Raw genomic sequence first — 24652 nt, forward strand, 5'->3', positions numbered from 1 at the left:
CGGAATCGATTAGGTGCGGCCCGGTGGGCTCAGGAGGACGGGGTGCCGCTCGGGGTGATCGGGAGCTGGTGCCCGGTGTGGAGCATCTTGCCGGCCATGGCCTTGGCCTCGTAGGCGTCCACACCCCACAGTGCACCGAGGGTCACGCCGTCCTCGTGCGTGTAGCCCGCGTCCCAGTAGGCCATCGACTCCAGCATCGCGATGGTCGCGGGGTCCGTCATGTCGAGGGACGAGCCGGGCGCGATCGGGACAGGCTCCCCGTCGAGCAGCAGCTGCCCGGCCCGGCCCTTCGCCTCCATCAGGCTGACGTTCCACAGCTCGGCGAGGGCGCCCGCGTCCTCCATGTGGTACCCCGCGCCCCAGAACGCGTCGGACCGCTCCTGGGTGTACTCCTCGGCCCCCGGGAAGTAGTCCTCGAGGACAGGGGTCGCCGGGATCTTCACCTCCAGGTCTGCGTCGACCGCCGGCGCGAGCGGTGCGGCGTCATCGGCCGCCACGTCCGCGGCCGGTCGGGCGATGCTCGCGACCGCGTAGGCGACCCCGGCCGTCGCGACCGTGACGGTGAACGCGACGACCCCGATCGCAGCGGTGCGACGTGGGGAGCCCGTGGTGCTCGTGCGCGGCGTCATCGGTCCTCCGAGGGCTCGTGGTGGCGACGACTCCGACCCGTGACCGGACCGGGAGTGCCACGACGCTGTCCGGTGACGCCGACGCCGGTGCCGGTGCGGCCGGACGAGCGCTCGCCACCCTAGACCGCGGGAGGCGCGCACGGGGAGGAATGGGGCGCGGAGGGATCACGCCGAGGGGTGCGGGGCGTCTGCCTGCACCCCCAGGTGCTCGACGATCTGCGGCCAGTCCCACAGCGACAGGCAGAACGGGTGCCCCGCCGGGTCGGCGTAGACCAGGCAGTGGTCGGCGTTGGGCTGGGTGTCGAAGCGGGTCGCGCCGGCCGCGAGCACCCGGGCCTCGGTGGCGGCGAGGTCCTCGACGTGGAAGTCCAGGTGGCTGTGCATCGGGGTGTCGCCCTCGGGCCAGGTGGGTGGGCGCAGGTCCGCGACCTGCTGGAACTCGATGTCCCCGCCGGGGCCCGAGACCCGGGCCCACTCGGCCCGGCCCTGGACCCGGCCTCCGGTGATCTCCGCGTAGAAGCGGGCCAGCGCGAGGGCGTCGGGGGCGTTCAGCGTGACGGCGCTCAGGCGGATCGCGTCGGACGTCATGACACGCCCATGGCCTGGTACGTCGGCGCCAGCTCCGCCCACCGGCGTTCCCACCGGGGCGCGGGCCGGGTGGCGGACCACCCCTCGGGGTGGGCTGACGCGTCGAGGGCGAGCGCGCGTCCGAGGTCCTCGAGGTGGGTCTGCCAGCCGGCGCCGTGGGCGTGCAGGTTCGTCAGCGGCAGCCCGCGCTCCTCGACGACGAGGCGCGTGCGGTCGCCCTCGGCGGTCAGCCACGCCTCGAGCCGGCCGTCGGCGCCGCCGTCGGGGGAGGAGGTGCTCAGGAGCAGGTGGTGGGGCGCGTCGCAGAGCTCGACGCGTGCCATGCCGGCCCAGGAGCTGGTGAACGTCACCCGGAGGACGCCGCCGGGCTGCAGGTTGCCGGAGACCTGCGCCATCCACCGGGCGAGCCGCTCGGGCACCGTGCACGCCTGCCACAGGTCGTCGATGTCGGTGTCGTAGACGTCCTCGACGCGGATCGCCCCGGTCGTGGCGTCGATCGCGCGCATGATCGCGGTCCTGGTCATGTCCTGGCCTTCTTCCCTCGGCGGATCTCGGTGTGCAGCGCGTCGAGCCGGTTGGTCCACAGCGCGCGGTAGTCGTCGAGCCAGTCGTCGACCTCGATCAACGCCTCCGGCCGCAGCCGGTAGATCCGGCGCTGCGCCTCCTGCCGTGCCTCGACCAGCCCGGCGTCCCGCAGCACCCGCAGGTGACGTGACACGCCGGGCCGGGCGATGGGCAGCGCCTCGGCGAGCTCGCCCGCGGTGGCGTCGTGGTCGCGCAGGATCTCGAGCACGGTGCGTCGGCTCGGGTCGGCGAGTGCGTGCAGGACGGCATCCACAGGACGAGCGTACCCGTATGGGTACGTAACACAATAGGTACGGACGAGACCGACCGGCGGCGCTCGGGAACCCGGCCCACCCGGGGCGGGCCGGCTACGCGTGACGGGGACGGGTCATGAGCGGCGAGCGCAGGTGCAGCGCCAGGTCCGGTGTCGTCAGGGGTGGGGTGCTCCACGTCGCGACGGCGGTGCCGGAGCCCGCGTCGACGACCAGGCGGACCCGGTGCGGGGTGGTGACGACGACCAGGTCGGCGACGAAGGTGTCGCCCTGCCAGGCTCCCGACGCGACGACGGGCCGGCCGAGCGGCGTGCTCTCCCGCCACGCGGCGTGCCCGACCGCGACCTCGATCGAGGGTCCGAGCCGCACGACCCAGCCGTCGCCGGTCGGGTGGACGACCACGGAGGTCCCGTCCGCCAGCGGGGAGTCGGCGTCCGGCGCGACGACGCGGGCCGTCACCGCGCGCCCCGCGGGCGCCGACCCCGGCACCGTCGGCAGCGACAGCCGCCGCATCCGGTCGGCGAGCGCCTCGTCGTCGCGCGCGCTCGTCGGACCGTCCAGGCCGGGCAGCAGGTGCTCCCAGATCGCGTCCAGCACGTCCTGCGGCTCGGTGGCCCCGGTCACGGCCACGACGAGGTCGTGCGACGGGACGACGACGCACCGCTGGCCGTACGCCCCGTGCGCCCGGTACCCGTGACGGGACATCCAGAACTGGTAGCCGTACCCGCACCAGGCGTCGGCGCCCTCCACCGACCCCTCGACGTGCTCCGTCGGGACGTGCTGCCGCGTGGCCAGCTCCACCCACTCCCGGGGGACGAGCTGCTGGTCACCCCACCGGCCGCCGCGCAGCAGCAGCTCGCCGAACGCGGCGAGCGCCTCGGTGGTCAGGTGCAGACCGTGGAACCCGAAGGCGGCCCCGCTGCCGACGCGGTCCCACTCGGCGTGCTCGATGCCCATCGGGCGGAACAGGCGCTCGTCGAGCAGCTCGGGCAGGCCGCGCCCGGTCACGCGCTCGACCATCCGCGCGAGGACGAACGTCGTGGCGTTGTCGTAGACGTGGCGCGTCCCCTCGGGCGCGGCGAACGGCACGCGCAGGAACCCCTTCACCAGGTCGCCGGGCTCCAGGCCCCACGCGTCCTCGAGGGTGTCCGTGGCGTGCCCGGTCGTCATCGAGAGCAGGTGGTGCACCGTCAGGCGGCGGCCCTGGTCGGGGACGTCGTGCGGCACGTGGTCGGGCAGGACGTCCACCACCCGGTCGTCCAGCGCGAGCAGGCCGTCGGCGACCGCGAGCCCGACCGCGACCGACGTGAAGGACTTGGTGGCCGAGTAGAGCAGGTGCGGCCGGTCCGCGGAGTAGGGCGCCCACCACCCCTCGGCGACGACGTGGCCGTGGCGCACCACCATGAGGGAGTGGCACTCGACGTCGCGCGCCTCGAGGTCGTCGAGCATCGCCGCGACGGCGCGGGAGTCGACCCCGGTCGCGGCGGGCGTCGACCGGGGCAGGAGTGCGCGTCGGGACGGCATCGGGGCACAGTAGCGAGGCGTCCTGCCGCGCCTCGACCAGGCCGGGCTCGCGCAGGGTGCCGGGCCGCCGCGCGTCGCGGCGCCCCCGGTGCCACCCTGGACCGACAACCAGGTCCACCAGGGGGATCCCGTGCCTGACGTGCTGCTCGGCCTGCTCGTCGGCCTGCCCGTGCTGGGGATCTCCTGGTACCTCCGCGGTGCCACGACCCGGGACCTGCTGCTGCGCAGCGGGCAGCGGGAGGACGGGTCCTGGGAGCCCGGGCGCGCACCGTCGGACATGACGCCCCTCGGGAAGGTGGCCCTCGGGGCCGGCATGGCCGGGGTCGTCGCCTGCGTCGTGCTGCGGGTGACGGGGTCCGACGACGGCCGGCTGTGGGTCGCGGCCCTGGCGGTCGTGCTCGTCTCCGTCGTGACGGTCACCGTGAGCGAGCGGCGCCGGGTCCGGCGCCGAGCGCTTGACGTGGAGGGGGGTCCGGGGCGGGCCGAGCGACCGGGGGCCGACTGACCGACGCCCCTCCGGCGCCCGTGGGTCCGCCGCCGGACGTGGCGGTCGCCGCGGGCTCGCGTATCCTGGGACCAGATCAGGGGCAGTCTTCCGTGTGTGGGGTGGGGCGCGCGGGTACTCGACGCACCCTGGAGCACCCACCTTGACGTCCCAGCTCGCGCCCACGCGCGCGGAGTCCCTCACGCGCGCGCCCGCCGCCCGCACCTCGCTGCCCGCCGCCGGCGGCCTGCCCTTCCTCGTGACCGCCCTCGTCGGGCGGATCCCCTCGTCGATGATCCAGCTGGGTCTGCTGATGTTCGTGGCCTCCTCCGGTCTCGGCGTCGGGCTCGGCGGTGCGACGGTCGCGGCCGTCGGCATCGGCACGGCCGTCGGTGCCCCGCTCGTCGGGCGCAGCGTCGACCGGTGGGGGCCGCTCCCTGTCGTCGCGGTCGCGACGGCGGTGCAGGTGGCCGGCCTGCTGGCGGTGCTCGCCGTCACCTCGCGGGACGTCGGCACGTGGGCGCTGCTGCTGTGCGCGGCGGTGGTCGGTGCTGCGAACCCGCAGGTCGGGTCCATCGCGCGCTCGCGGTGGTCGCACCTGGCGCGGCGCGACGGACGCCTCGACCTCGTCCGCCGCGCGCTGGGGTACGAGGTGGCCGCCGACGAGCTCGGGTTCGTCATCGGGCCCGTGGCCGCCGGCCTGCTCGTGGCGCTGCTGGGGCCGGTGCCCGCGCTGTGGGTCCTGGTCGGGTTCGCCGTCGTGGGGCAGGGTGCCTTCGCGGCGTACCTGTGGACCGACCGGGCCATCTGGCCCCGCCGCACCGCACCGGTCGCGGGTACCGAGCACGACGGCGCGCGGCTCGACCTGCGTCCGCTCGTCGCGCCGATGCTCGCCGCCCTGGCGGTCGGCGCCGCGTTCGGCTCGACGCAGACCGGTCTCACGGCCGTGAACGCCGCGCGCGGCACCGAGGAGCTGACCGGTGTGGTCTACGCCTGCGCCGGGATCGGCAGCGCGATCGCGAGCCTGTTCCTCTCGCGGCTGGTCGGTCGCGGGAGCCTCGCGGCGCGGGTGGCCGTCGGTGGTGTCGCGGTGCTGGTCGGTGCCGTGGGCCTGGCCACGCTCCCTGGCGCGTGGGGTGCGGCGGCGTGCGCGCTCGTCCTCGGCGTCGGCGCGGGGACCCTGCTGGTCAGCGGCTACGCGCGTGCCGAGCGCGTGGCGCCGCCGCGGCTGGTCGCGTCGACGATGTCGCTGCTGGCCACGGCGCTCGTGCTGGGACTCTCCGCGGGGGCGGCGGCGAGCGGTGCGCTCGCGGGGTCCCTGGCGCACGCCTTCTGGCCGGCGGCCGTGGCGGGCCTGCTCGGCATCTGCGCCGCGGCAGGGCTGCGCACGGGCGGTCGGTGACCGTTCCCGACGCGCACTGACCACGACCGCGCCGTCACGCGACCCTTGACAGCCCCCGCGTCACGGCGGCTAGGTTCGGGCACGTTCTCGATGGAGAACGTTTGCCACACCGAGCCCCGGCGCAACGACGCGCCGCGGGAGTGCCTGGAGGGGATCCCATGTCGGATGCGCGACCGGACGGCGGCACGATCGGAGGGGTGGCCGCGTCACGGGCCTCCCGCGCCGCGAGGGGACCGGCCCGGCCCGTCCTCGCCGGCGCCCTCGCGGGACTGCTCGCGCTCGCGGCGCTGGGCCCGGCCCAGCCGGCGGTCGCGGCCGCCGAGCCGACCCTGCCCCCGGCGGGCCGGACCTTCGAGCACTACCCGCCGATGAAGGACGTCTACGCGGACCACTTCTCGTTCGGCATCTTCGGCGCCGGTGAGATCGAGGGCCTGCTGTACAACTACGCCTCCTACACCCCGGGCAACGAGATGAAGCCCGAGAGCACGCAGCGCGACAAGGGCGTGTTCACGTACGACGCGGCCGAGGCGGCGTTCGCCCGCTACACGTCGCGCAACCCCGACCTCGACCTCTACGGCCACACCCTGGCGTGGCACTCCCAGACGCCCACGTGGATGTGGGACGCGCCGCCGGCCCGGTTCGACCAGCCGGGCACGTTCGACCGCACGGTGGCGCTGGACAACCTGAACACCCACATCGAGAACGTCCTCGGGCACTTCGGCAGCCGGCTGGTCGCGATCGACGTGGTCAACGAGGCCGTCGGCACCGCGGACCCCGCCGACTGGCGCGCCTCGCTGGCCAAGGGCGAGGGCTGGTACCAGGCGCTGGGCGCCGACTGGGTGGAGCTCGCGTTCGTCAAGGCGGCCGAGGTCGTCGACGCCCACGGCTGGGACGTGAAGCTCACGTACAACGACTTCGGCCTGGACTCCCCGGCGAAGGCGCGCGTGGTCTTCGAGATGGTCAAGGAGATCAACGAGCGCCACGCGGGCACCCGTCCGGGCGGCAAGCCGCTGATCGAGGTCATCGGCATGCAGGGGCACTACAACCTGGCCACCGACGTCGCGGCCGTCGAGCAGAACATCCGCCTCTTCGCGACGCTCGGGAACGTCGAGGTCCACGTCACGGAGATGGACATCGCCCTGCCGCCGGGCGAGCTGACGCCCGAGAACGAGAACAACCAGGGCATGAAGTACGCCGAGCTGTTCCAGGTGTACCGGGACCACGCCGCCGGCCCGGGCAACACGACGGACAACCCGAAGGTCGTCGCCGCCGTGAAGCTGGCGGGCGTCCGTGACGTGCGCACCGGCTGGAAGGGCGGCGAGTTCGCCATGCCCTACGACTACGACGGCAACGCCAAGCTCGCGCTGCTCGGCATCCTGTACCCGGACGAGTTCCTGGCGACCCACGACTACATCGACACCTCCGGCGGCGAGGAGCCGGCACCCGTGCCCGGCGTGCACGTGTTCGACACGTCGGCCGGTGACTCGTGGAGCGGCGCGAACATCGTCCTGGGCGACGACGCGTCTGCGTGGCCCTGGTCCACCACCGACGACGGCGAGGTGGCCTTCCGTCCCGAGCCCGGCGCCACGTACCGCATCGCCGTGAACTACACGGCCAAGGGCACCACGGCGATCCGCGTGCGGTGGCTGCGGGACAACAGCAACGGCGGCTACACGACGGCCGACGGTGCGCTGGTCAACGCCCACCCGTACGCGGCCGACCAGGTCGCCACGCAGCTGCCCGCGCACTTCAACAGCGGCATGGTCAACATGGGCAGCTACACGCTGGTCAGCGAGATCACCCTCGACGGGTCGCAGCCGGCCGACGGCCTGATCGGCAACATCGGCATCCGTGGCGGCGGGGGCGGGAACGCCTTCTCGATCAACACGATCACCGTGGAGCAGGTGACCGACGCCGGCGACCAGCTGCTGGTGAGCTGGCCGCAGGGGATCACCGAGCCTGAGCCCGAGCCGTCCGTGCCGCCCGCGACGACGCTGTCCTACCAGGGCACCAACTGGGTCACCGTGACGCTCGACGCCCAGGTCACGGCACCCGCCACCCTCGCCCGCACCGAGTACCGGGTCGACGGCGGTGCGTGGACCGCCTACGACGCTCCGTTCCGGCTCAAGCGCGCCGACCGGCAGACGCTCGGCTACCGCAGCGTGGACTCGACGGGCGCGGTCGAGGAGGAGCGGTGCGTGACCTTCGCACCCGGTGGTGGGCGGGTCGACGTCGTCGTCGCGCCGGACGAGGTCTGCGGCACCTGATCCGCGACGGGGGCGGGCGGCGCGGCCGGGTCAGCGACCCAGCCGCTCCGCCTGCCACTCGTGGATGCCCGTGACCCACTCCCATCCCTCCGGCGCGGACGGCCCGATGCGGGGGTCGTCGGGGCCCTCGCCGTCCCGCAGGGCGTGCACGTAGGCCCGGTCGAGGGCGATGCGGGCGCTGATCGCGGGGCCGCGGGCGACGGTCCCGTGCCCCGGGACGGCGACGTCCGCGTCGGCGGCCACCGTCTCGAGGAGGTCAAGGGCGGCGAGGTACTCCTCGACCGGGTCGCCGTCGGAGTCCAGGTCCAGCATGGGGACGAAGACGTCGGACAGCATGTCGCCCGCAGCCAGGACCCCCTGCTCCTCGACGAGCAGGGCGGCGTGCCCGGGTGCGTGCGCGCGGTGCTCGGCGATGCGCGTGCGTGGTCCGTCCCACGGCAGGTGCGGCGTCCCGTCCGGCAGCGAGGTCAGCAGTCCGAGCAGCGCCAGGGGGACCTGCCCGTGGATCTCGGGCGGCAGGTGCTCGGCGATGCGGACGATCGTCTGCGGGTCGCGCAGCAGCCCGGCCATGGTGTCGGCGGCCCGCCCGGTCGCGTAGCGCGGTGCGTCCCCGAGCGTCGGCCGCCACAGGACGTGGTCCCAGTCCGGGTGCGTCGAGAAGGCGACGACCGCGGCGGTGCCGCGCGCGGTGAGGTCGGCGGCGAGGCAGTCGATCTCGCCGCTCGTCACGCCGGGGTCGACCAGCAGCGCACCGGCCGGCCCCTCGACGACCACGGCGTTGCTGAGGACGAACCCGCTCGTGTGCACGTGCGTGGCGTCAGCGACCTGGGTGAGCATGGCGGCTCCTTCTCGAGGGCTTTTGTCTGTCGACCGCCGGGGTCACGTCGGCTCATCGGGTCGACGTCCTGCGGCACGTAGGCGTCTCGACCGTCGACCTGCCCAGTTTTACCGACACCGCGTCGACAAAGTACGCTCGAAGAGCCGGTGCACCACCGGTGGATCGAGGAGCGCACCATGAGCGAGTCCACCGTCATCACCCGTCGCAGCTGGCTCGCGATGGGGACCCTGTCGCTCGGGGTCTCCCTCGTCATCATGGACGCGACGATCGTCAACGTCGCCCTCCCGGTGGTGATCGAGGACCTCGGTCTGGACTCCGCCGGGGCGCAGTGGATGAACGCCATCTACTCGCTGGTGTTCGCCTCGCTGATGCTCACCGTCGGGCGGATCGGCGACCTGTACGGCCGCAAGCGGCTGTACGCGATCGGTCTCGTCGTGTTCATGCTCGCCAGCCTCGGGGCCGGCTCGGCCACCAGCCCGGCCATGCTGATCGCGTCACGGCTCGTGCAGGGCCTGGGCGCCGCGATGGTGCTGCCCAGCACCCTGTCCACGCTGAACGCGATGTTCACGGGGCGGGCGCGGGGCATCGCGTTCGCCATCTGGGGCTCGACCATCGGTGGCATGGCCGCGGTCGGGCCGCTGGTCGGCGGCTGGCTGGCCACCGACGTGTCGTGGCGGTGGGCGTTCTGGCTCAACATCCCCTTCGGCCTGCTCGCGCTGGTGGGCATCGCGAGGACCCTGGACGAGACCCGCGACCCCACCCTCCAGCGCGGTGCGGACGTCCCCGGGGTGCTGCTGTCCAGCATCGGCCTCGCCGGCATCGTCTTCGGGCTCATCGAGGGCGACTACTACGGCTGGTGGTTCACCGACGCCGGCGACCTGTCGCCCGTCCCCGTCGCGCTCGCGCTCGGTGTGCTGCTCGTGGCGATGTTCGTCGTCGTCGAGCGCCGGCGGGTGCGCCAGGGGAAGGTCGCGCTCGTCGACCTCTCGTTGCTGAGCATCCCGTCGTTCCGGTACGGCATCAGCGCGGCGCTCATCGTGTCCATGGGTGAGTTCGGCCTGCTGTTCACGCTGCCGCTGCTGCTGCAGGGCGCGCTCGGCTACTCCGCGCTGGGCACCGGCTGGATCGTGCTGTGGCTCGCGCTGGGGACGTTCCTCGTCTCCGGCGCGACGCCGCGCCTCGCCGAGCGCCTCGGCCAGACGACGGTCGTGCGGGTCGGTCTGGTGCTCGAGGCCGTCGCCATCGGCGGCCTGGCGCTCACGATGAGCCTGACCGTCCCCGGTGCGGCGATCGCCGCCTGGCTGTTCCTCTACGGGGTCGGCGTCGGCATGGCCACCGCCCAGCTGACCAGCGTCATCCTCGTCGACGTGCCGGTCGCCGAGAGCGGCCAGGCGTCCGGCTTCCAGACGACGGTCCGTCAGCTCGGCTCCGCGCTCGGCGTCGCGCTCCTCGGTGGTCTGCTCATCACCACGATGACCGCGCAGACCCAGGCGCGGCTGGACGACTCCGCGTTGCCCCGTGAGGTGCAGGAGGGTGTCGTCGACGTCGTCCACGAGTCGGCAGGCGCCGGGATCCCTGCGCTCGCGGCCGACCCGTCGACGGCCGACGCGGCCGTGGACGCCGAGCAGGCGCTCGTCCAGGCCAGCCGGATCACCACGGGCATCGCCGCCGGCGTGCTGCTGGTCGGCGTCGCGGTGACGTTCGCCCTGCCGCACCGGGCCGCGGACCAGGCGCCCCCCGAGAACCGTCCCTCGGGTGCGGGGGAGCCGCCGCGTGGACGGCGCGGTCGGAACCGCGGTGTCGCGGCGGCGACGCCGGGAGCCGACGCTCCGGGCGACCCCGGGAGCTGACCGGCCCGACGACCGCCCACCGCCCGACGACCGCCCACCGCCATCGCCCGCCCACCGGCGTACGGCGCGCCCCGCCGCGCTCACGACGGGGTGCCGACCACCGACGTCCCGGTCCTCGTGACCGTGTAGGTGACCTGGGCACCGCTCCAGAAGTGGAACGTCAGCGTCACGGTGCCGTCGCGGACCTCGGCGAAGAACTCCGGGGTCAGCAGGATCGTCCCGGTCGCGGGGTCGGGCCGGAAGGAGCTCCAGAACTCCTTGTACGACGTCCACGACGGCGGCCCGGCGTTGGAGCCGTCGGCGTAGCGGGCCTCCATGGTGGCCAGCCGGTCCCCGCGGAGCTCCGCCGGGATCGCGAACGACGCGGTCGTGCCCGTCGCGGCGGCCAGGACCGGGGTGTCGGCGGTGACGACGTGGATCTCCCACGGCACGCCCTGGGAGAAGCGGACCTCGAGCGTCGCCGCGACGCCGTACCGCCGCTCGCCGGCCAGGCGGGTCAGCGCGGGGGCCGACAGGGTGAGGCGCTCGCCGTCGAGGGTGTAGTCGGTGCCGCGCACCAGCTCGGTGCCGTCGTGCCAGAGCCCCTGGAACGTCGTCCCGTTCGGGTTGAGGGTGAGCGACCTCGCGGTGACCGGGCCGCCGCCCGGCAGGTACAGCTCGTCCGACGACGCCGTCCCGGACCGCTGCGTCCAGCTCGCGCGCATCATGGCGTGCACGCCCTCGTCACGCCAGGTCAGCGTGTTGCGGTCGAGGAACTGCCCGGCGTCCCACACCATCGTCGTCAGCCCGCGGGTCCGGGCGTGGTGCCCGACGGCCTCCAGGTACTTGAGGAACTCGCCGCGCTCGATGATCCCGGGGCGTGTGTGGTCCCACGCCAGCAGGGCCCACTCGCCGATCACGACCGGGACCCCGCGCTCGACGAACGTGTCGGTCACCCGGTCGAACGAGCTGACCAGGTCCTGCTCGACCTCGGTGCTGTAGCGGGTGCCGCCGGCGATGTTCACGCTGAACGGCCACCACCCGTAGAAGTGCACGGTCGCGGCGAGGTTCGGGTCGTCGAGCCGGTCGATCGTGTCGGCCAGCGCGTCGAGCCGGGGCTGCTCGCTGCTCGTGTGGAGGGTCGGCAGCACCAGCAGCCGGGTGGCGTTGCCGCCACCGGTCGCCCGCACCCGCTCGACGAAGTCGGTGTTGAGCTCCTGGACGAGGACGTCGCCCTGCTCGTCCGTGACGCCGGCGAACTGGGGCTCGTTGAGGCTCTCGAGGACGAGCCGCGAGGAGCGGTCACGGAACGTCACGGCGATCTGGTCCCACAGCGCGCGGTACCGGGTGAGGACGGCCTCGCGGTCCGCCGGGTAGTCGTCGGCCCACTGCCAGGAGTCGTGGTGCAGGTTGAGCATCACGTAGAAGCCCTCGTCGAGGGACCAGTCCACGACCTGCTCGACCCGTGCGAGCCACGCCGGGTCGATCGTGTGGTCGGGCGCCGGGCCGACGTGGTCGGTCCACGTCACGGGGATGCGGATGCTGTTGTACCCCTCCGAGCGGACGTGGTGCAGCAGCTCGCGCGTCGTGAGCGGGTTGCCCCACGCGGTCTCGTCCGGGATCGCGTCGAGGGTGTTGCCGAGGTTCCAGCCGGGCTGCATGGCGGCGACGGTCGCCATCGCGTCGGCGGGCTGCGCCGACGGGCTCGGACGCGGCGACGTCGTCGGCGTGGGTGACGGCGTGGTGGGCGTCGGTGCGACGGTGGGCGACGGCGAGGGGTCGAGGGTCGGCGTGGGCGACGTGCCGACCTGACCCGTGCAGGGGACGCCGTTCAGCGTGAACGCCGTGGGCGCCGGGTTGCTGCCGGCCCAGGAGCCGAGGAACCCGAACGACACGGACCGGCCGGTCGCCAGGGCGGCGTTGTACGGCGCGTTCGTCGCGACGACCTGGTCCCCGGTCGCCGTGGTGGTCGCGTTCCAGGCCTGGGTCACGCGCTGGCCCGACGGGAACGTCCATGCCAGGCGCCAGCCGTCCAGGGCGTCGCCGAGGTTGGCCACGGTGACGTCGGCGGTGAACCCGCCCGGCCACTGCGACGTCACGGTCCAGTCGACGCGGCACCCGGCAGCGCCGTGCGCCGTGCCCGCCGTCGCCGTCCCGCCGGCCAGCAGCGCGACCAGGGCGACGGCGAACGGGGTGACGCGCCGCCGCAGGCGTGCGTGCCAGGGAGCAGTGGTCACGGGTCTCTCCTCGGTGCCGTCGCCCGCCGGCGCCCCGGTCGCCTGCCTGGGAACGATCACACCGGCCACGACCGACCGTCGCAGACAGCGCTTGCCGGCGCACTGCGCGAAACGCTTCGTCGGTCCGGGACACCGACGGGGCCGCCCGGGTGCGGGGACGCCGCAGACCCACCCGGGGGGTGCCGGGGTGGCGACGTCGAGGGGCGCGCGGCGTCAGCCCTCCGGCTGCGCGCCGTCCGTCTCGGCCGTCAGCGGCAGCTCCCGCACGCTGCGGAACTCCCGCCGTCCCCCGTCGACCGGGTCGGTGAACCCGACCTCGGCGGCCAGCAGCTGCAGGGGCTCGCGGAAGTCGTCGAGGTCGATCTCGCGCTCCACCGGGTAGAGCGGGTCGCCGACGATCGGGATCCCCAGGCCCGAGAGATGTAGGCGGAGCTGGTGGGTGCGGCCCGTGAGCGGCGTCAGCCGGTAGACCCCGAGCCCGTCGACCTCGCGCTCCAGCTCGACGTGCGTCACCGCGTTGACCGGGGCGTCGGGCACGACCTCGGCGTGCGTGGTCCCGCGCACCTTGCGCAGGTGGTTCCGCACCACCGTCGGCAGCTCGAGGTCGGCGCGCAGCGGCGCGAGGGCGCGGTACGTCTTGTCGATGGCGCGGCGCTCGAACGCCGTCTGGTACGCCCCGCGCCAGCGACGCTCGGTGGCGAGCATGAGCAGCCCGGAGGTGTTGCGGTCGAGGCGGTGCAGCGGCGAGAGCTCCGGCAGGTCCAGCTCGGCGCGCAGCCGCACGACGACGCTCTGCACGATGTGCCGCCCGCGGGGGATGGTCGACAGGAACGGCGGCTTGTCGACGACCACGAGCCGCTCGTCGCGGTGGACCACGTGGATCGTCCCGGGGACCACGGGCTCCTCGCGCAGGACGCGGTGGAACCACACGTGCCGCGCGGGGACGAACGGGTCGTCGTCCCGCAGCGCGCGTCCGTCCTCGTCGACGAACTCGCCCGCCGCGAGCATCCCGGCGACGTCGACGTGCGTGGGGAGCCGGTCGCGCAGCCAGGCGCCCATCGTGGGCCACGCCGCGGGGACGCCGCGGGCCGGGGGCGGGGTGCACAGGCGGGCGGCGTCCAGGCCGTGGCGTGCCGGGAGGGGGGAGCGGGGTGGCACGCGTCGATGGTACGAGGCCGTCGTCGTGCGGCGGACGGGCGCCGGCCGGGGCCGGCTCGTGCTCAGGCGCCCAGGGGCGGGATGTTCTGGTTGAGGTGGAAGACGTTGTGCGGGTCCCAGGCCGTCTTGACCTCCTGCAGCCGCGCGAACGTCGCCGCGTCGTACGCCCGTCGCACGCCGCCGGCGCCCTCGGCGCCGAGCGCGTTCACGTACGCGCCGACGCTCCACGGCTCGATCGTCGCGGCGAGCCGCCGGCAGGTCGCGACGCGGTGCTGGTCGTCGGCCGGGTCCTGCCACTGGGCGCCCGCGCCGTACTCGAACCACGCGCCGCGGTGCGCGAAGGCCGTCGCGCCCGGGTCGACCTCCGCGATCGCACCGCCGTAGGCGACGAGGTCCGCCGCGCCCACCTCCGCCTCGGCATGGGCCAGGAACGCCTCGAGCCCGGCGTCCGGCAGGTCGCGCACGTAGTGGCTCTTCATGTACCGGCGCCGGCCGAACGACGTGTGGACGTCGGAGCGCCGTTGCAGGTCCATGTAGCTCGACGGCGTCACCCGCCGAGCCAGGCTGGGCCCGAGCCCGTCGAGCCGGGCCAGCCACGGCTCGGCGTCGGCGGGTGGGCCCACCCGCACGAACCCGAGGGTGAGCAGGCCACCGGCGCGCACCGTGGCGGTGTGGGTGACGGACCGGGGCGCGACCTGCGCGAGCGCCAGCCACGTCCGCAGCGCGTCGAGCGCTGCCGCCGGGTCGAGGTCGACCTCCGCGGCGAGTGCCTGCGTGCCGACGTCGTGCAGCGTCAGGTCGAAGCGTGTGACGACGCCGAAGTTGCCGCCGCCCCCGCGCAGCGCCCAGAACAGCTCCGGGTGCTCCTCGGCGGTGGCGCGAACGAGGTCGCCGTCGGCGGTCACCACCTCGTATCCCAGGGCGTTGTCGCAGGTCAGGCCGTGCATGCGGGCGAGCCAGCCGACACCCCCGCCCAGCGCCAGGCCGCCGATCCCCGTGTGGGAGACGATGCCGGCGGTCGTCGCCAGGCCGTACGGCTGCGCCGCCGCGTCCAGCGCCCCGAGGAGGGCCCCGCCCTGCACCTGCGCGGTGCGGGCCCCCGGGTCCACGACGACGCCCCGCATCCCCGCCAGGTCGATCATCAGCCCGCCGTCGGGCACCGCGTGGCCGGCGGCGCTGTGGCCGCCGCCCCGCACGCCCAGCGGCAGCCCGAGGTCGCGCGCCACGCGGACGGCCGTGCGGACGTCGTCCGGGTCGGCGCACCGCACGACGTACGCGGGCCGGCGGTCGACGGCACCGTTCCACACCGTGCGCGCAGCGTCGTACCCGGCAGAACCGGGGACGAGCACCTCTCCGGTGAACCGGGCGGGAAGCGGCGCGACGGACATCTCACCACTGTCGCGCCGTCGGGCATCTCTGCCAAGGCCCTCCGACAACGCGACACGGCCGCACGCGCGACAGCGGCGCCGCACCCGAAGGTGCGGCGCCGCCGTCATGTCCCGGCCACCGGCCGGGGTTCAGCTCAGGAGCAGGTGAGGGAGGTCGGCGACGGGGCGTTGCCGTTCCCGATGAACCCGAAGGTCGTCGACTGCCCGGCCCCGACGGAGCCGTTGTAGGGCGCGTTGCTCACGACGTTGCCGGAGACCACGCCGTTCCACACGTTGTTCGTGGAGACGCCACCCGGCAGGGTCACCCGCCACCCGTTGAGGGACGACGAGCCGGCCGTCACCGTGACCGTGCCCTGGTAGCCACCGGGCCACGCGTTGGCGATGGTCAGTGCGGCGGAGCAGCTGCCCGTCACCGGCGGCGGGGTCGTCGGCGGCGGCGTGGTGGGCGGCGGGGTCGTGGGCGGCGGGGTCGTGGGCGGGGGCGTCGTCGGCGGCGGGGTCGTCGGCGGCGGCGTGGTGGGCGGCGGCGTGGTCGGGCTCGCCGCGTTCAGCGTGTTGAGCACCGAGGTGTACGCCTGCTTCTTGTTGCCGTTGCCGTCGAACAGCAGCGGGGTGCCCGAGGCGCGCCACGAGTCCGTGTCACGCACGCCCCACACCGTGATGCCGGTGCAGCGGGCGACGTTGAGGCAGGCCTGGGTCACCTTGCGGAAGTTCTCGGCCTGTGCCGAGCCGGAGCCCTCGATGTCGAGCTCGGTGATCTGCACGTCGACGCCGAGGGCGGCGAAGCTCTCGATCGTCGTCTGGTAGTTGGCCGGGACCGGGCTCTGCGGGTTGAAGTGCGACTGCAGGCCGACGCAGTCGATCGGCACGCCCCGCTGCTTGAAGTCACGGACCATGCGGTAGACGCCCTGGGTCTTGGCGTGCGACCAGTCGTCGATGTTGTAGTCGTTGTAGCAGAGGATCGCGGCCGGGTCGGCGGCGCGCGCGGCGCGGAAGGCCACCTCGATCCAGTCGCTGCCGGTGCGCTCCAGGTTGGAGTCGCGGCGGCCGCCGGAGCTGCCGTCGGCGAACGCCTCGTTCACGACGTCCCAGGCGTAGATCTGACCCTTGTAGTGGGTCGCGACCTGGGTGACGTGGTTGACCATCGCGCTGCGCAGCGCGGAGCCCTCCATGCGCTTCATCCACTCCGGCTGCTGGGAGTACCACGCGAGCGCGTGCCCGCGGACCTGCTTGCCGTTCTGCTTGGCCCAGGTGAGGATCCGGTCGCCCTGGCTGTAGTTGAACTGGTTCTGGTTCGGCTCCGTCGCGTCCATCTTCATCTCGTTCTCGGCCGTGATCATGTTGAACTCACGGTTCGCGATGGTCACGTAGGTCGAGTCGCTGAGCTTGTTCGCGGCGATCGCGGTGCCGAAGTAGCGGCCGCTCTGTGCGGCGGCCTCCTGGAGCGTCGAGCCGGCGGCCTGCGCCGGGATGGCCGCGGCGGCCGTCACCGCGAGCGCGACGATCGCGATGGCGGAGGCGCCGCGTGCGACCAGGGGGCGCCCGCGTCGGAGCTGGGGTGGGGGGGTCATCGTTCCTCCTTGATGAGCCGATGGCCGGGTCGTCAGCGAGCCGGTCGGCGGACGCCCCACTCTTCGACCACCCGATGGGCCCGTCAACGCACGTAAACGCTTCACGTTTCGGTGGGCGCTCCGATAGTGCGCGGCGTGGCCACTGCGGCCGGCGGGCGGCCCGGGTGTCGGTCCCGGGTGGCATCGTCGGTGCCATGGACACCGACCCGAAGGCCACGCTGCACCGCGTGCTGTGCCGCCAGCGCGACGGCCTCGTCGGCAAGCTCGACGGGCTCGACGAGTACGACGTCCGGCGGCCCCTGACGGGCACCGGCACCAACCTGCTGGGCCTGGTCAAGCACGTCGCGAGCGTGCAGGTCGAGTACCTCGGCCTGGTCTTCGGTCGCCCGAGCCCGCTCGAGCTGCCCTGGTCCGCCGAGACCGCCGAGCGCGACGCGGACCTCTGGGCCACGGCGGACGAGAGCCGCGAGGCGATCCTCGACGTGTGGCGGCACTCCGCGGAGCACGCGGACGCGACCGTCGAGGCGCTGCCGCTCGACGCCGTCGGCGAGGTGCCGTGGTGGCCCGAGCCCCGGGCGACGCTCCACGAGGTCCTGGTGCACCTGGTCGGCGAGGTCGCCCGGCACGCCGGGCACGCCGACGTGCTGCGCGAGCAGCTCGACGGCGCCACGGGCCTGGTCGCGGGGGACCCGAACGTCCCGGACCGCACGACGGACGAGTGGGCGTCGTTCCGCGGGCGCATCGAGCAGGCGGCGCGGGAGGCGGCGGGACGCTGACGGGCTCAGCCGCTGGGGTCGCCCACGGTCGCGTCGTCCCGGACCGCGTCCCCGACCCCGTCGCTCCCGATCCCGGCGTCCCCGGTCAGGGCGTCGAGGCCCGCAGCGCGTCGGCCACCGCCTCGAACGCGGGCTTCACCGCGAGGTCCTCGTCCAGGACGGTGGCGGCACCCTCGCCCGGCGACCAGCTGGGGACCCACGAGTAGCGGTCCGTGACGCCCCACAGCGTCAGGGACGTGCAGCGCTCGACGGCGACGCACGCGGCGACCGCACGCCCGTAGTAGTCGACCTGCGTGGCGACGTCGTCCGGCTCGGCGCGACCGTCCGCGTCCACGGGGACGCGGACGTCGAGCTCGGTGATCGCGACCTCCAGACCGAGGTCGGTGAACCGGCGCAGGTTCGTCTCGAGGTCGTCGGGGAACGGGTACTGCGTGGACAGGTGCCCCTGCACGCCGAACCCGTGCAGCGGGGCACCGGCCGCCAGCAGCTCCTGCGCGAGCGCGAGGTACGCGTCGGACTTGGGTCCGACCGCCTCGACGTTGAAGTCGTTGAGGTACAGCACGGCGTCGGGGTCGGCCTCGTGCGCCCAGCGCAGCGCGTCCGCGACGATCGCGGTGCCGAACCGGGCGAGGAACGGGTTCTGCTCGGTGCGCAGCACGCCGTCGTCGTCGAAGATCTCGTTGGCGACGTCCCAGTGCACGATCCGGCCCGCGTACCGGCCGACGACCGTGGTGATGTGCTCCTGCAGGAGGGCGCGCAGCTCGTCGTCCGTGAACGTGCCGGTGGTCAGCCAGCGCGGGTTCTGCGAGTGCCACAGCAGGGTGTGGCCGCGCACCTGCTGCCCGTTGTCCTCGGCGAAGTCGATCACCGCGTCGGCGCCCTCGAACCGGAACTCGTCGCGCGTGGGGCGCAGGAACTCCCACTTGAGCTGGTTCTCGTGCGTCAGGGACGAGAACTGCTCGGCGATCACCGCGCGGTAGGCGTCGTCGCTGCCGAACGGGTCGGGGTAGCCCGACGCGGCGAGGTGGCCGCCGCCGGCGACGGCCACGCCGATCGCCAGGCCGTCGCGGGGCAGGTCGCGCAGCGCGACGTCCGGCGCGGCGGCCTCCGGCGTGGTGGAGCTGGGCGACGGCGTGGGGCCCGGGTCGGCGGTGGCCGTGCAGCCGCCGAGGGCGAGCGCGGCGACGGCGCCCAGCGCGGCCCCGGGCAGGACGAGCCTCGTTGCTCTCATGGAGCGGGATCGTACGGGCTGCCCGCGTGCCGACGTGCGTCCTGCTCGCGGGCGCGCGAGGCTCGGACGCACCGCCGTCCCCGTCCTGAGGAGCACCGTTGCTGCGAGCAGAGCAGGTCACCGACGCCGTCGCCTACCACGGGGAGGGGCCGTGCTGGTCGCCCACCTGGGGCGGGCTGCGCTGGGTGGACATGCTGGCGGGCGACCTGCTGACCCTGCGGGACGACGGGTCCGTGGATCGTCTGCACGTGGGCGACGTCGCCGCGTTCGTGCGGCCGCGCAGCCGCGGGGGATACGTCGTGGGCCTCGAGCGGGGGATCGGGCTGGCCGACGGCCCCGACGCGCTGCCGACCCCGCTGCCGGAGCTGTGGTCGGACACCGGCGTGCGGATGAACGAGGCCGGCTGCGACCCGTGGGGCGTGCTGTACGCGGGGTCGATGGCGTACGACGCGCGGCCCGGCGGCGCGACGCTCTACCGGATCACGCCGGACGGGCAGGTGGAGGTCGTGCTGGACGACGTGACGATCTCCAACGGCATCGACTTCTCGCCCGACGGCACCGTGGCCTACTACGACGACACCGCGACGGGCCGGACCGACGTGTTCGACGTCGTCGACGGGCGCCTGACGAACCGCCGCCCGTTCGCCACCGGGACCGACGAGAGCCCCGACGGGCTGGTCGTCGACTCCGCGGGCAACGTGTGGGTCGCGTTCAACGGGGACGGTCGCGTGCGCTGCGTCTCCCCGGACGGGCGCACGCTCGCCGAGGTGGAGCTGCCGGTGCGGCTGGTCACGGCGTGCACCCTGGGCGGACCCGACCTGCGCGACCTGTACGTGACGACGTCGCGGGAGAACCTGGACGACCCGGAGCCGGCGGCCGGTGCGCTGTTCCGGGTCCGGGTCGACGTGCCCGGGCGGCCTGTGCTGACGTTCGGTGGCTGACCGCCCGGGTGCGGCCGGACCGCGCAGGGCCCGGTGAACTTCACCCGCCACGCGCGCGACCTGCGACGACGCGCACTCCCCGGCGTCCGACGCGGCTTGTAGGGTGCCCGGCGTGACCTCCCCGGCCCCGCTGACGAGCGCCGTGCGGCAGGCCGCCCTGCGGCTGGCCACCTGGTTCGTGACCGCCGCGTACCGCCTGTACCGGCTGCACCCCGCGCTGTGGCGGTTCACCGCCCGCAACTACCACCCGGCCATGGAGCGGTTCGCGCGGCTCAACGCGTGGATGATCTGCCAGCACGCGTACCTGGACGTCCCGGCGTACCGGCACCACGTCGAGGAGGGCGGGTTCCGGTTCCGGTGGTGGGACCTGACCGCCTACCGTCCGACGTCCAAGCACGGGTACGTCGACCGGTACCCCGAGGACCTGCGGTGCTGGGACGGCCTGATCGAGACCGTCGGCACGGTGGTCGACGAGTCCAGCGGGTCGTCGGGCACGCCGTACAACTGGATGCGGTCACGCCGCGAGCTGGCGACCGTGCACAAGAACGTCGCGGGGTACGTGACGTCGCTGTTCGGCACACGCCGGCTGTTCGCGATCAACGCGTTCTCGATGGGCGCCTGGGCCACGGGCACCAACACGGGCATCGCGATGTCGCGCATCGCGATGGTGAAGAACACCGGCCCCGACATCGACAAGATCGTCGACACCCTGCGGCACTTCGGCCCCGGGTACACGTACCTGGTCTGCGCGTACCCGCCGTTCCTCAAGCACCTGCGCGACCGGCTGGACGCCGACGGGTTCGACTGGGACGCGTACGACCTCAACGGGTTCGTCGGCGGGGAGGCGCTCACCGAGGGGCTGCGCGACTACCTCGAGGACCGCTTCGGCCGCGTGTACTCCGGCTACGGCGCGTCCGACCTGACCATCGGCATGGCGGGGGAGAGCGACCTGGCGGTGTGGGTGCGTCGCACGCTGGCCGCGGGCGGGCCGCTGCGCGACGCCGTGCTGGGCCCGGACGAGACCCGCACGCCCATGGTCTTCCAGTACAACCCGCTCGAGACGTACATGGAGACCACCCCGGACGGCCGGCTGCTCGTCACGCTGAACTCGGCCGACATCATGAGCCCCAAGCTGCGGTACGACATCGGCGACGAGGCGCGGATCGTCACCTTCGACCGGCTCAAGGCCGCCATCGCGGAGCTGCCCGAGCCGGCGCGCGACCGCCTGGCGTTCGGGTTCGAGCGCGCCCACGCGATCCAGCGGATGCGGCTGCCGTTCCTGCTGCTCTACGGGCGCAAGGACTCGACGGTGTCCTACATGGGCGCCCACCTCTACCCGCTGGACGTCGAGAACGGCCTGTACCTCCACAACCCGCACGCCGCCGCGATCGAGTCGTTCAAGCTCGCGCTGGTCGACGTCGGGGAGCACGAGCAGCGCCCCGCGATCCACCTGCAGCTGCGGGCGGACGCCGACCTGGACGACGCGGCCCGTGCGGACCTCGCGACGCGGGCGGCCGCGGGGGTCCTCGACCACCTCGCCTCGGTGTCCCGGGACGTGGCGCAGTCCCTCGAGGAGGACCCGACGGCCGCCGACCTGCGCGTCCACGTGCACGACCACGGCACCGGCCCGTTCGTCGGGGGGCAGACGAAGATCAAGAACGTCTACCTGGTCGACGCGGGCGACCGGGACGCCACGACGGCGCACCCGACGGCGGCGCACCCGACGACGGCGCACCCGACACCCCCGGCCCGCGCCTGATGCGCTCGCGCGACTTCTCCCGGGCGCCGGTGCAGGCCCGCGCGCAGGCGCTGGCCGTCGTCGAGCGCCCCGGCGGGGACCTGCGCTGGGTCGGTCGTGCACGACGCGCGGCCCGCTCGGCGGCCGGTCACGTGTGGACCGCCGGCGTGCGGGCGCGCGACGCCGACGGCCGGCGCGTGCGCGGGCTGGTCGTCTGCTTCGCCACGCCCGCGCACGCCGACGCGTTCGCGGCCGGTGCGGACCCGGTGCAGGACCGCGCGCGCGTGTTCCGCGCCGAGCCCGAGGGCTACACCAACGGCGTGTGGCGGGCCGAGGGCGACACCATGGCGCACATCGAGCGGTTCACGGCGCTGAGCAGCGAGGCGTCGCGCGGGCGCACCCCGCCGGCCGTGGCACCGGCACCGCCGCGACGGGCCGCGCGCACCGCCGACGACCCCCCGGACCGACGGGGCGAACACCGGGGGGACGGGGACACCCGGGCGGCCCGCACCCCGGCCCGCGGCGGGGCGATGTTCCTCGGCGCCACGCGCTACCGCGGTCCGCACTCGTGGGCGGTGCTGTCGCGCGAGTGGTACCCCATGGTCGCGGCGATGCGCCGCATGCGCGGGCACGTGTGGCACCGGGTCTACTGGGAGCCGCCGTTCACGCTGGGGACGATCGCGTTCTTCACCGACCGCGACGCGCTCCTGCTGTTCGCCCGGCTGCCCGCGCACCGGCGGCTCATGACGTGGATCACCCGGGACCGCCGGCACGGCACCGGCGGGTACATCCGCGTGCACGTCGCCGCCGACGCCTCCGGGGGTGCCGCGTGAGCGACCTGCGCGTGGAGCCGGTCACCTCGCGCGCCGACCTGCGCGACTTCGTCGACCTGCCGCTGCGGCTGCACCCGCGCGAGCTGGCGGTGCCGCTGCTCGCCTCGACGGTGCGGGCGTGGTGGCGCGGCACGTCCCCGCACCCCGAGCCGGTCGAGCTGCTGCTGGTGCGCGACGGCGCAGGACGGGCGGTCGGACGCACGACCGTCCACACCGACGCCCGCCTCGACGCCCGCCTGGGCGCGCCGTCGCTGCTGTTCGGCGCCACCGAGTTCGCCGACGCGCCCGCGGCGGCCGCGCTCGTGCGCGCGCTCGAGGACCGTGCGGCCGGCCGCACCCAGCTCTTCGGGCCCGTCTCGCTGCTGCCCAACCAGTCGGGCGGGGTCATCACCTCGGGGTTCGCTGCCCGCGGGTTCGTGGACTCCCCGTGGAACCCCGCGCACGTGCCGGCGACGTACGAGGCGCTGGGTTTCGAGCGCTGGGGCGAGGCGGACACGTGGGCGGTCGACGTGGCCGCGGCGTCGCGCGACGGGCTGCCGTCGGAGGCGGAGTGGGTGGCGGCCGGGCTGCGCCTCGAGCGCGGCCGGCGCTCGCAGGTGGGACGGCTGGTGCCGGAGGTTCTCGCGGTGCTCAACCGGTCCTTCGCAGCGCTGCCGTACTACACGCCCATCACGGACGCGGAGATGGCGTTCGCGACCGACGGGCTGGGCCACCTGGTCGACGAGGACCTGCTGCTGCTGGCCCGTGATGCCACGACGGGTGAGCTGGTCGCGTTCGTGCTGGTGGTGCCCGACATCACGGCGTTCCTGCAGCGCGTGGGCGGGCGGCTGGGCCCGCTGCAGCAGCTGCGGCTGCTGGTGACCCGGCACCGGTACCGGCGCGACGCGGTCCTGGTCATCCAGGGCACCGAGCCCGACCGTCAGGGCCAGGGGGTGCTGACGCTGCTGTCCCGCACGCTGCAGGCGCACCTCGCGCGGGGCGGGTACGGGCGCCTGCGCTCGACGTTCGTCGGCCGCGACAACCCCGCCTCGGCCCGCCAGTTCCAGCGGTTCGGCGGCCGGCCGCTGCACGGCGTGACGTTCTACCGCAGGCCGGTCGCCACCGGCACGACGACCGCCGGTCCGGCGCCGAAGGAGACCCGATGACCTCGACCTCGCGCGCCGGCACCCCCGCCGGCACCCCCGCCGGCGCCACCCCCGACGGCACGACCCCCGCCGGCGCCACCCCCGCGCCGCCGGTCACGGACGACGACCTGCACCGCTGGGTGCACGTCGCCGGACGTGCGCCGTCCGCGCACAACACGCAGCCGTGGTCGCCGCGCGTCGTGGCCGGCACCGTCGAGGTCGCGGTGGTCCCCGACCGTGTGCTGGCCGCGGGCGACCCGTCGTTCCGCGACCTGCTGCTCTCGCTCGGCGCGTGGGTCGAGTCGTTCGCGATCGCAGCGGCCGCCGACGGCCGGGGGGTGCACGTGGAGCCGACCGACCGGCTCGACCGCCTCGCGGACCTGCCCGTGCGCGGCCCGGCCGACCCGGGGGCGCCCGTCCTGGTGCTGCACCCGCAGGCGGCGCCGTACCCGACGCCCTTCACCCCGGCCGACGTCCGCGGCCGGCGCACGCACCGCGGTCACCTGGACCCGGCCCCCGACCTGCGCACCGACGTCCCCCCGCTGCCCGCGGGGCTCGCGCTGCTCCAGGTGGACGACGCGGCGATGCGGCACCTGGTGCGGCTCGGCGGAGCGTGGACGGCCTCGCGGCGTGCGGTCGCGGCCGAGCTCGTGCGCTGGCTGCGCCTGAGCCCCGCCCACCCCCGCTACGCCCGCGACGGCATGACGGACCGCATGCTGCTGCTGCCGTCACCCCTGGCGCGGCTCGCCGCGCCGCTGACGCGCCGCCCGGCGCTGCACGACGCCGCGCTCACCGCGGCGGGCATCGCCGGCCGCGCGGTCGAGGCCGTCGGTCGCACCCGCCCGCTGCCCGCGCCGCCGGCGCCCGACGAGCCCCTGACCGGTCCGCAGCACCTCGTGCTGGTGGCCCGCACGCCCGGCGTGCGCAGCGGCACCGAGGAGCTCGACGCACGGCTCGGTCTGCCGCCCGCCGACGTCGTCGAGGCCGGGCGCGCGCTGCAGCGCACGTGGCTGCACGCGCACCGCGCGGGCCTGGCCGTGGCACCGCACTCGGAGGTCGTCGACTCCCCGCACGCCGTGGCGGGCCTGCGCCGGCGCCTCGGCCTGCGCCGCACGCAGGTCGCGCTCGCGGTCTTCAGCGTGGGCCGGCCGACCGCGCCCGCACCGGCCTCGCCGCGGCTGACGGACGAACCTGTCTGACGGAGAGCCGGTCAGCGACCCGGGCTGACGGCGAGCCGGGCTGACGGCACCCCGGCCTG

21 protein-coding genes are annotated in these 24652 nt (G+C 74.6%); 10 read left to right on the forward strand and 11 right to left on the reverse strand.

All coding sequences use genetic code 11. The features are described from left to right. Window positions 1-29 precede the first annotated feature (29 nt). The 5 genes from J1G43_RS01805 to J1G43_RS01825 all read right to left on the reverse strand — a co-directional run bounded on the left by J1G43_RS01805 (window position 30) and on the right by J1G43_RS01825 (window position 3577). Window positions 30-629: a hypothetical protein gene (locus J1G43_RS01805; RefSeq protein WP_207377829.1), complete on the reverse strand. Its 600-nt coding sequence runs from the start codon at window positions 627-629 to the stop codon at window positions 30-32. 165 nt (window positions 630-794) lie between these two features. Next, window positions 795-1217 (reverse strand): VOC family protein, encoded by a 423-nt coding sequence (locus J1G43_RS01810; protein ID WP_207377830.1) that lies wholly within the window; start codon window positions 1215-1217, stop codon window positions 795-797. Continuing rightward, window positions 1214-1741, reverse strand: coding sequence for an SRPBCC domain-containing protein (locus tag J1G43_RS01815; RefSeq protein ID WP_207377831.1), 528 nt, complete (start codon window positions 1739-1741; stop codon window positions 1214-1216). Before J1G43_RS01815 ends, J1G43_RS01810 begins: the two co-directional genes overlap by 4 nt. Then, entirely contained in the window at window positions 1738-2055 is a 318-nt protein-coding gene (locus J1G43_RS01820; protein ID WP_207377832.1) for a helix-turn-helix transcriptional regulator, read from the reverse strand. Before J1G43_RS01820 ends, J1G43_RS01815 begins: the two co-directional genes overlap by 4 nt. Before the next feature lie 94 nt (window positions 2056-2149). Further along, the gene (locus tag J1G43_RS01825) at window positions 2150-3577 is read right to left on the reverse strand and encodes a serine hydrolase (protein WP_207377833.1); all 1428 of its coding nucleotides are present in this window, start codon (window positions 3575-3577) and stop codon (window positions 2150-2152) included. 130 nt (window positions 3578-3707) lie between these two features. Between J1G43_RS01825 and J1G43_RS01830 the strand changes: the two genes are divergently transcribed. The 3 genes from J1G43_RS01830 to J1G43_RS01840 all read left to right on the forward strand — a co-directional run bounded on the left by J1G43_RS01830 (window position 3708) and on the right by J1G43_RS01840 (window position 7730). Then, window positions 3708-4082, forward strand: a complete 375-nt coding sequence (locus J1G43_RS01830; protein WP_207377834.1) for a hypothetical protein — start codon at window positions 3708-3710, stop codon at window positions 4080-4082. Between the two features lie 142 nt (window positions 4083-4224). After that, window positions 4225-5463: an MFS transporter gene (locus J1G43_RS01835; RefSeq protein WP_207369755.1), complete on the forward strand. Its 1239-nt coding sequence runs from the start codon at window positions 4225-4227 to the stop codon at window positions 5461-5463. Window positions 5464-5660: 197 nt separating this feature from the next. Beyond that, on the forward strand, window positions 5661-7730 hold the full coding sequence (locus J1G43_RS01840; RefSeq protein WP_207377835.1) for an endo-1,4-beta-xylanase: 2070 nt from the start codon (window positions 5661-5663) through the stop codon (window positions 7728-7730). 30 nt (window positions 7731-7760) lie between these two features. Here J1G43_RS01840 and J1G43_RS01845 read toward each other — a convergent pair whose 3' ends face one another. Continuing rightward, window positions 7761-8567 (reverse strand): MBL fold metallo-hydrolase, encoded by an 807-nt coding sequence (locus J1G43_RS01845; RefSeq protein ID WP_207369757.1) that lies wholly within the window; start codon window positions 8565-8567, stop codon window positions 7761-7763. A 177-nt stretch (window positions 8568-8744) separates the two neighbouring features. Between J1G43_RS01845 and J1G43_RS01850 the strand changes: the two genes are divergently transcribed. Next, complete coding sequence (locus J1G43_RS01850; protein ID WP_207377836.1) at window positions 8745-10418, forward strand: MFS transporter; 1674 nt, start codon at window positions 8745-8747, stop codon at window positions 10416-10418. Window positions 10419-10498: 80 nt separating this feature from the next. Here J1G43_RS01850 and J1G43_RS01855 read toward each other — a convergent pair whose 3' ends face one another. The 4 genes from J1G43_RS01855 to J1G43_RS01875 all read right to left on the reverse strand — a co-directional run bounded on the left by J1G43_RS01855 (window position 10499) and on the right by J1G43_RS01875 (window position 16751). Next, window positions 10499-12634: a cellulase family glycosylhydrolase gene (locus tag J1G43_RS01855; RefSeq protein WP_307859447.1), complete on the reverse strand. Its 2136-nt coding sequence runs from the start codon at window positions 12632-12634 to the stop codon at window positions 10499-10501. A gap of 213 nt (window positions 12635-12847) precedes the next feature. After that, the gene (locus J1G43_RS01865; RefSeq protein WP_207377837.1) at window positions 12848-13792 is read right to left on the reverse strand and encodes a pseudouridine synthase; all 945 of its coding nucleotides are present in this window, start codon (window positions 13790-13792) and stop codon (window positions 12848-12850) included. 62 nt (window positions 13793-13854) lie between these two features. Next, window positions 13855-15180, reverse strand: coding sequence for an FAD-binding oxidoreductase (locus J1G43_RS01870; protein ID WP_207377838.1), 1326 nt, complete (start codon window positions 15178-15180; stop codon window positions 13855-13857). A gap of 134 nt (window positions 15181-15314) precedes the next feature. Beyond that, window positions 15315-16751, reverse strand: coding sequence for an endo-1,4-beta-xylanase (locus J1G43_RS01875; RefSeq protein WP_207377839.1), 1437 nt, complete (start codon window positions 16749-16751; stop codon window positions 15315-15317). Window positions 16752-16945: 194 nt separating this feature from the next. On the opposite strand from J1G43_RS01875, the gene J1G43_RS01880 reads away from it, so the two are divergent. Next, entirely contained in the window at window positions 16946-17527 is a 582-nt protein-coding gene (locus tag J1G43_RS01880; RefSeq protein ID WP_207377840.1) for a DinB family protein, read from the forward strand. 85 nt (window positions 17528-17612) lie between these two features. On the opposite strand, the gene J1G43_RS01885 is transcribed toward J1G43_RS01880, so the two are convergent. Continuing rightward, entirely contained in the window at window positions 17613-18758 is a 1146-nt protein-coding gene (locus J1G43_RS01885; RefSeq protein ID WP_207377841.1) for an endo-1,4-beta-xylanase, read from the reverse strand. Between the two features lie 98 nt (window positions 18759-18856). Between J1G43_RS01885 and J1G43_RS01890 the strand changes: the two genes are divergently transcribed. From J1G43_RS01890 to J1G43_RS01910, 5 genes are all read left to right on the forward strand, one after another. Next, a complete protein-coding gene (locus tag J1G43_RS01890; RefSeq protein WP_242635186.1) occupies window positions 18857-19699 on the forward strand; it encodes an SMP-30/gluconolactonase/LRE family protein in 843 nt (280 codons plus the stop codon). A 112-nt stretch (window positions 19700-19811) separates the two neighbouring features. Next, a complete protein-coding gene (locus J1G43_RS01895) occupies window positions 19812-21458 on the forward strand; it encodes a phenylacetate--CoA ligase family protein (RefSeq protein ID WP_307859448.1) in 1647 nt (548 codons plus the stop codon). Then, the gene (locus tag J1G43_RS01900) at window positions 21458-22270 is read left to right on the forward strand and encodes a hypothetical protein (protein WP_207377843.1); all 813 of its coding nucleotides are present in this window, start codon (window positions 21458-21460) and stop codon (window positions 22268-22270) included. Before J1G43_RS01895 ends, J1G43_RS01900 begins: the two co-directional genes overlap by 1 nt. Beyond that, window positions 22267-23415: a hypothetical protein gene (locus tag J1G43_RS01905; protein WP_207377844.1), complete on the forward strand. Its 1149-nt coding sequence runs from the start codon at window positions 22267-22269 to the stop codon at window positions 23413-23415. The genes J1G43_RS01900 and J1G43_RS01905 overlap by 4 nt, the downstream gene beginning before the upstream one ends. Then, complete coding sequence (locus tag J1G43_RS01910) at window positions 23412-24593, forward strand: hypothetical protein (protein WP_207377845.1); 1182 nt, start codon at window positions 23412-23414, stop codon at window positions 24591-24593. The genes J1G43_RS01905 and J1G43_RS01910 overlap by 4 nt, the downstream gene beginning before the upstream one ends. Window positions 24594-24652: the final 59 nt, after the last annotated feature.

This window comes from Cellulomonas sp. zg-ZUI22, from assembly GCF_017353535.1.
Taxonomy (GTDB): Bacteria; Actinomycetota; Actinomycetes; order Actinomycetales; family Cellulomonadaceae; genus Cellulomonas; species Cellulomonas wangleii.

What these genes read in the sequence shown, in the direction of transcription:
- J1G43_RS01850 (WP_207377836.1), top strand. Translation starts at nt 8,745, where the DNA reads ATGAGCGAGTCCACCGTCATCACCCGTCGCAGCTGGCTCGCGATGGGG.
- J1G43_RS01875 (WP_207377839.1), bottom strand. Translation starts at nt 16,751, where the DNA reads ATGACCCCCCCACCCCAGCTCCGACGCGGGCGCCCCCTGGTCGCACGC.
- J1G43_RS01900 (WP_207377843.1), top strand. Translation starts at nt 21,458, where the DNA reads ATGCGCTCGCGCGACTTCTCCCGGGCGCCGGTGCAGGCCCGCGCGCAG.
- J1G43_RS01815 (WP_207377831.1), bottom strand. Translation starts at nt 1,741, where the DNA reads ATGACCAGGACCGCGATCATGCGCGCGATCGACGCCACGACCGGGGCG.
- J1G43_RS01805 (WP_207377829.1), bottom strand. Translation starts at nt 629, where the DNA reads ATGACGCCGCGCACGAGCACCACGGGCTCCCCACGTCGCACCGCTGCG.
- J1G43_RS01910 (WP_207377845.1), top strand. Translation starts at nt 23,412, where the DNA reads ATGACCTCGACCTCGCGCGCCGGCACCCCCGCCGGCACCCCCGCCGGC.
- J1G43_RS01880 (WP_207377840.1), top strand. Translation starts at nt 16,946, where the DNA reads ATGGACACCGACCCGAAGGCCACGCTGCACCGCGTGCTGTGCCGCCAG.
- J1G43_RS01885 (WP_207377841.1), bottom strand. Translation starts at nt 18,758, where the DNA reads ATGAGAGCAACGAGGCTCGTCCTGCCCGGGGCCGCGCTGGGCGCCGTC.
- J1G43_RS01870 (WP_207377838.1), bottom strand. Translation starts at nt 15,180, where the DNA reads ATGTCCGTCGCGCCGCTTCCCGCCCGGTTCACCGGAGAGGTGCTCGTC.
- J1G43_RS01810 (WP_207377830.1), bottom strand. Translation starts at nt 1,217, where the DNA reads ATGACGTCCGACGCGATCCGCCTGAGCGCCGTCACGCTGAACGCCCCC.
- J1G43_RS01825 (WP_207377833.1), bottom strand. Translation starts at nt 3,577, where the DNA reads ATGCCGTCCCGACGCGCACTCCTGCCCCGGTCGACGCCCGCCGCGACC.
- J1G43_RS01845 (WP_207369757.1), bottom strand. Translation starts at nt 8,567, where the DNA reads ATGCTCACCCAGGTCGCTGACGCCACGCACGTGCACACGAGCGGGTTC.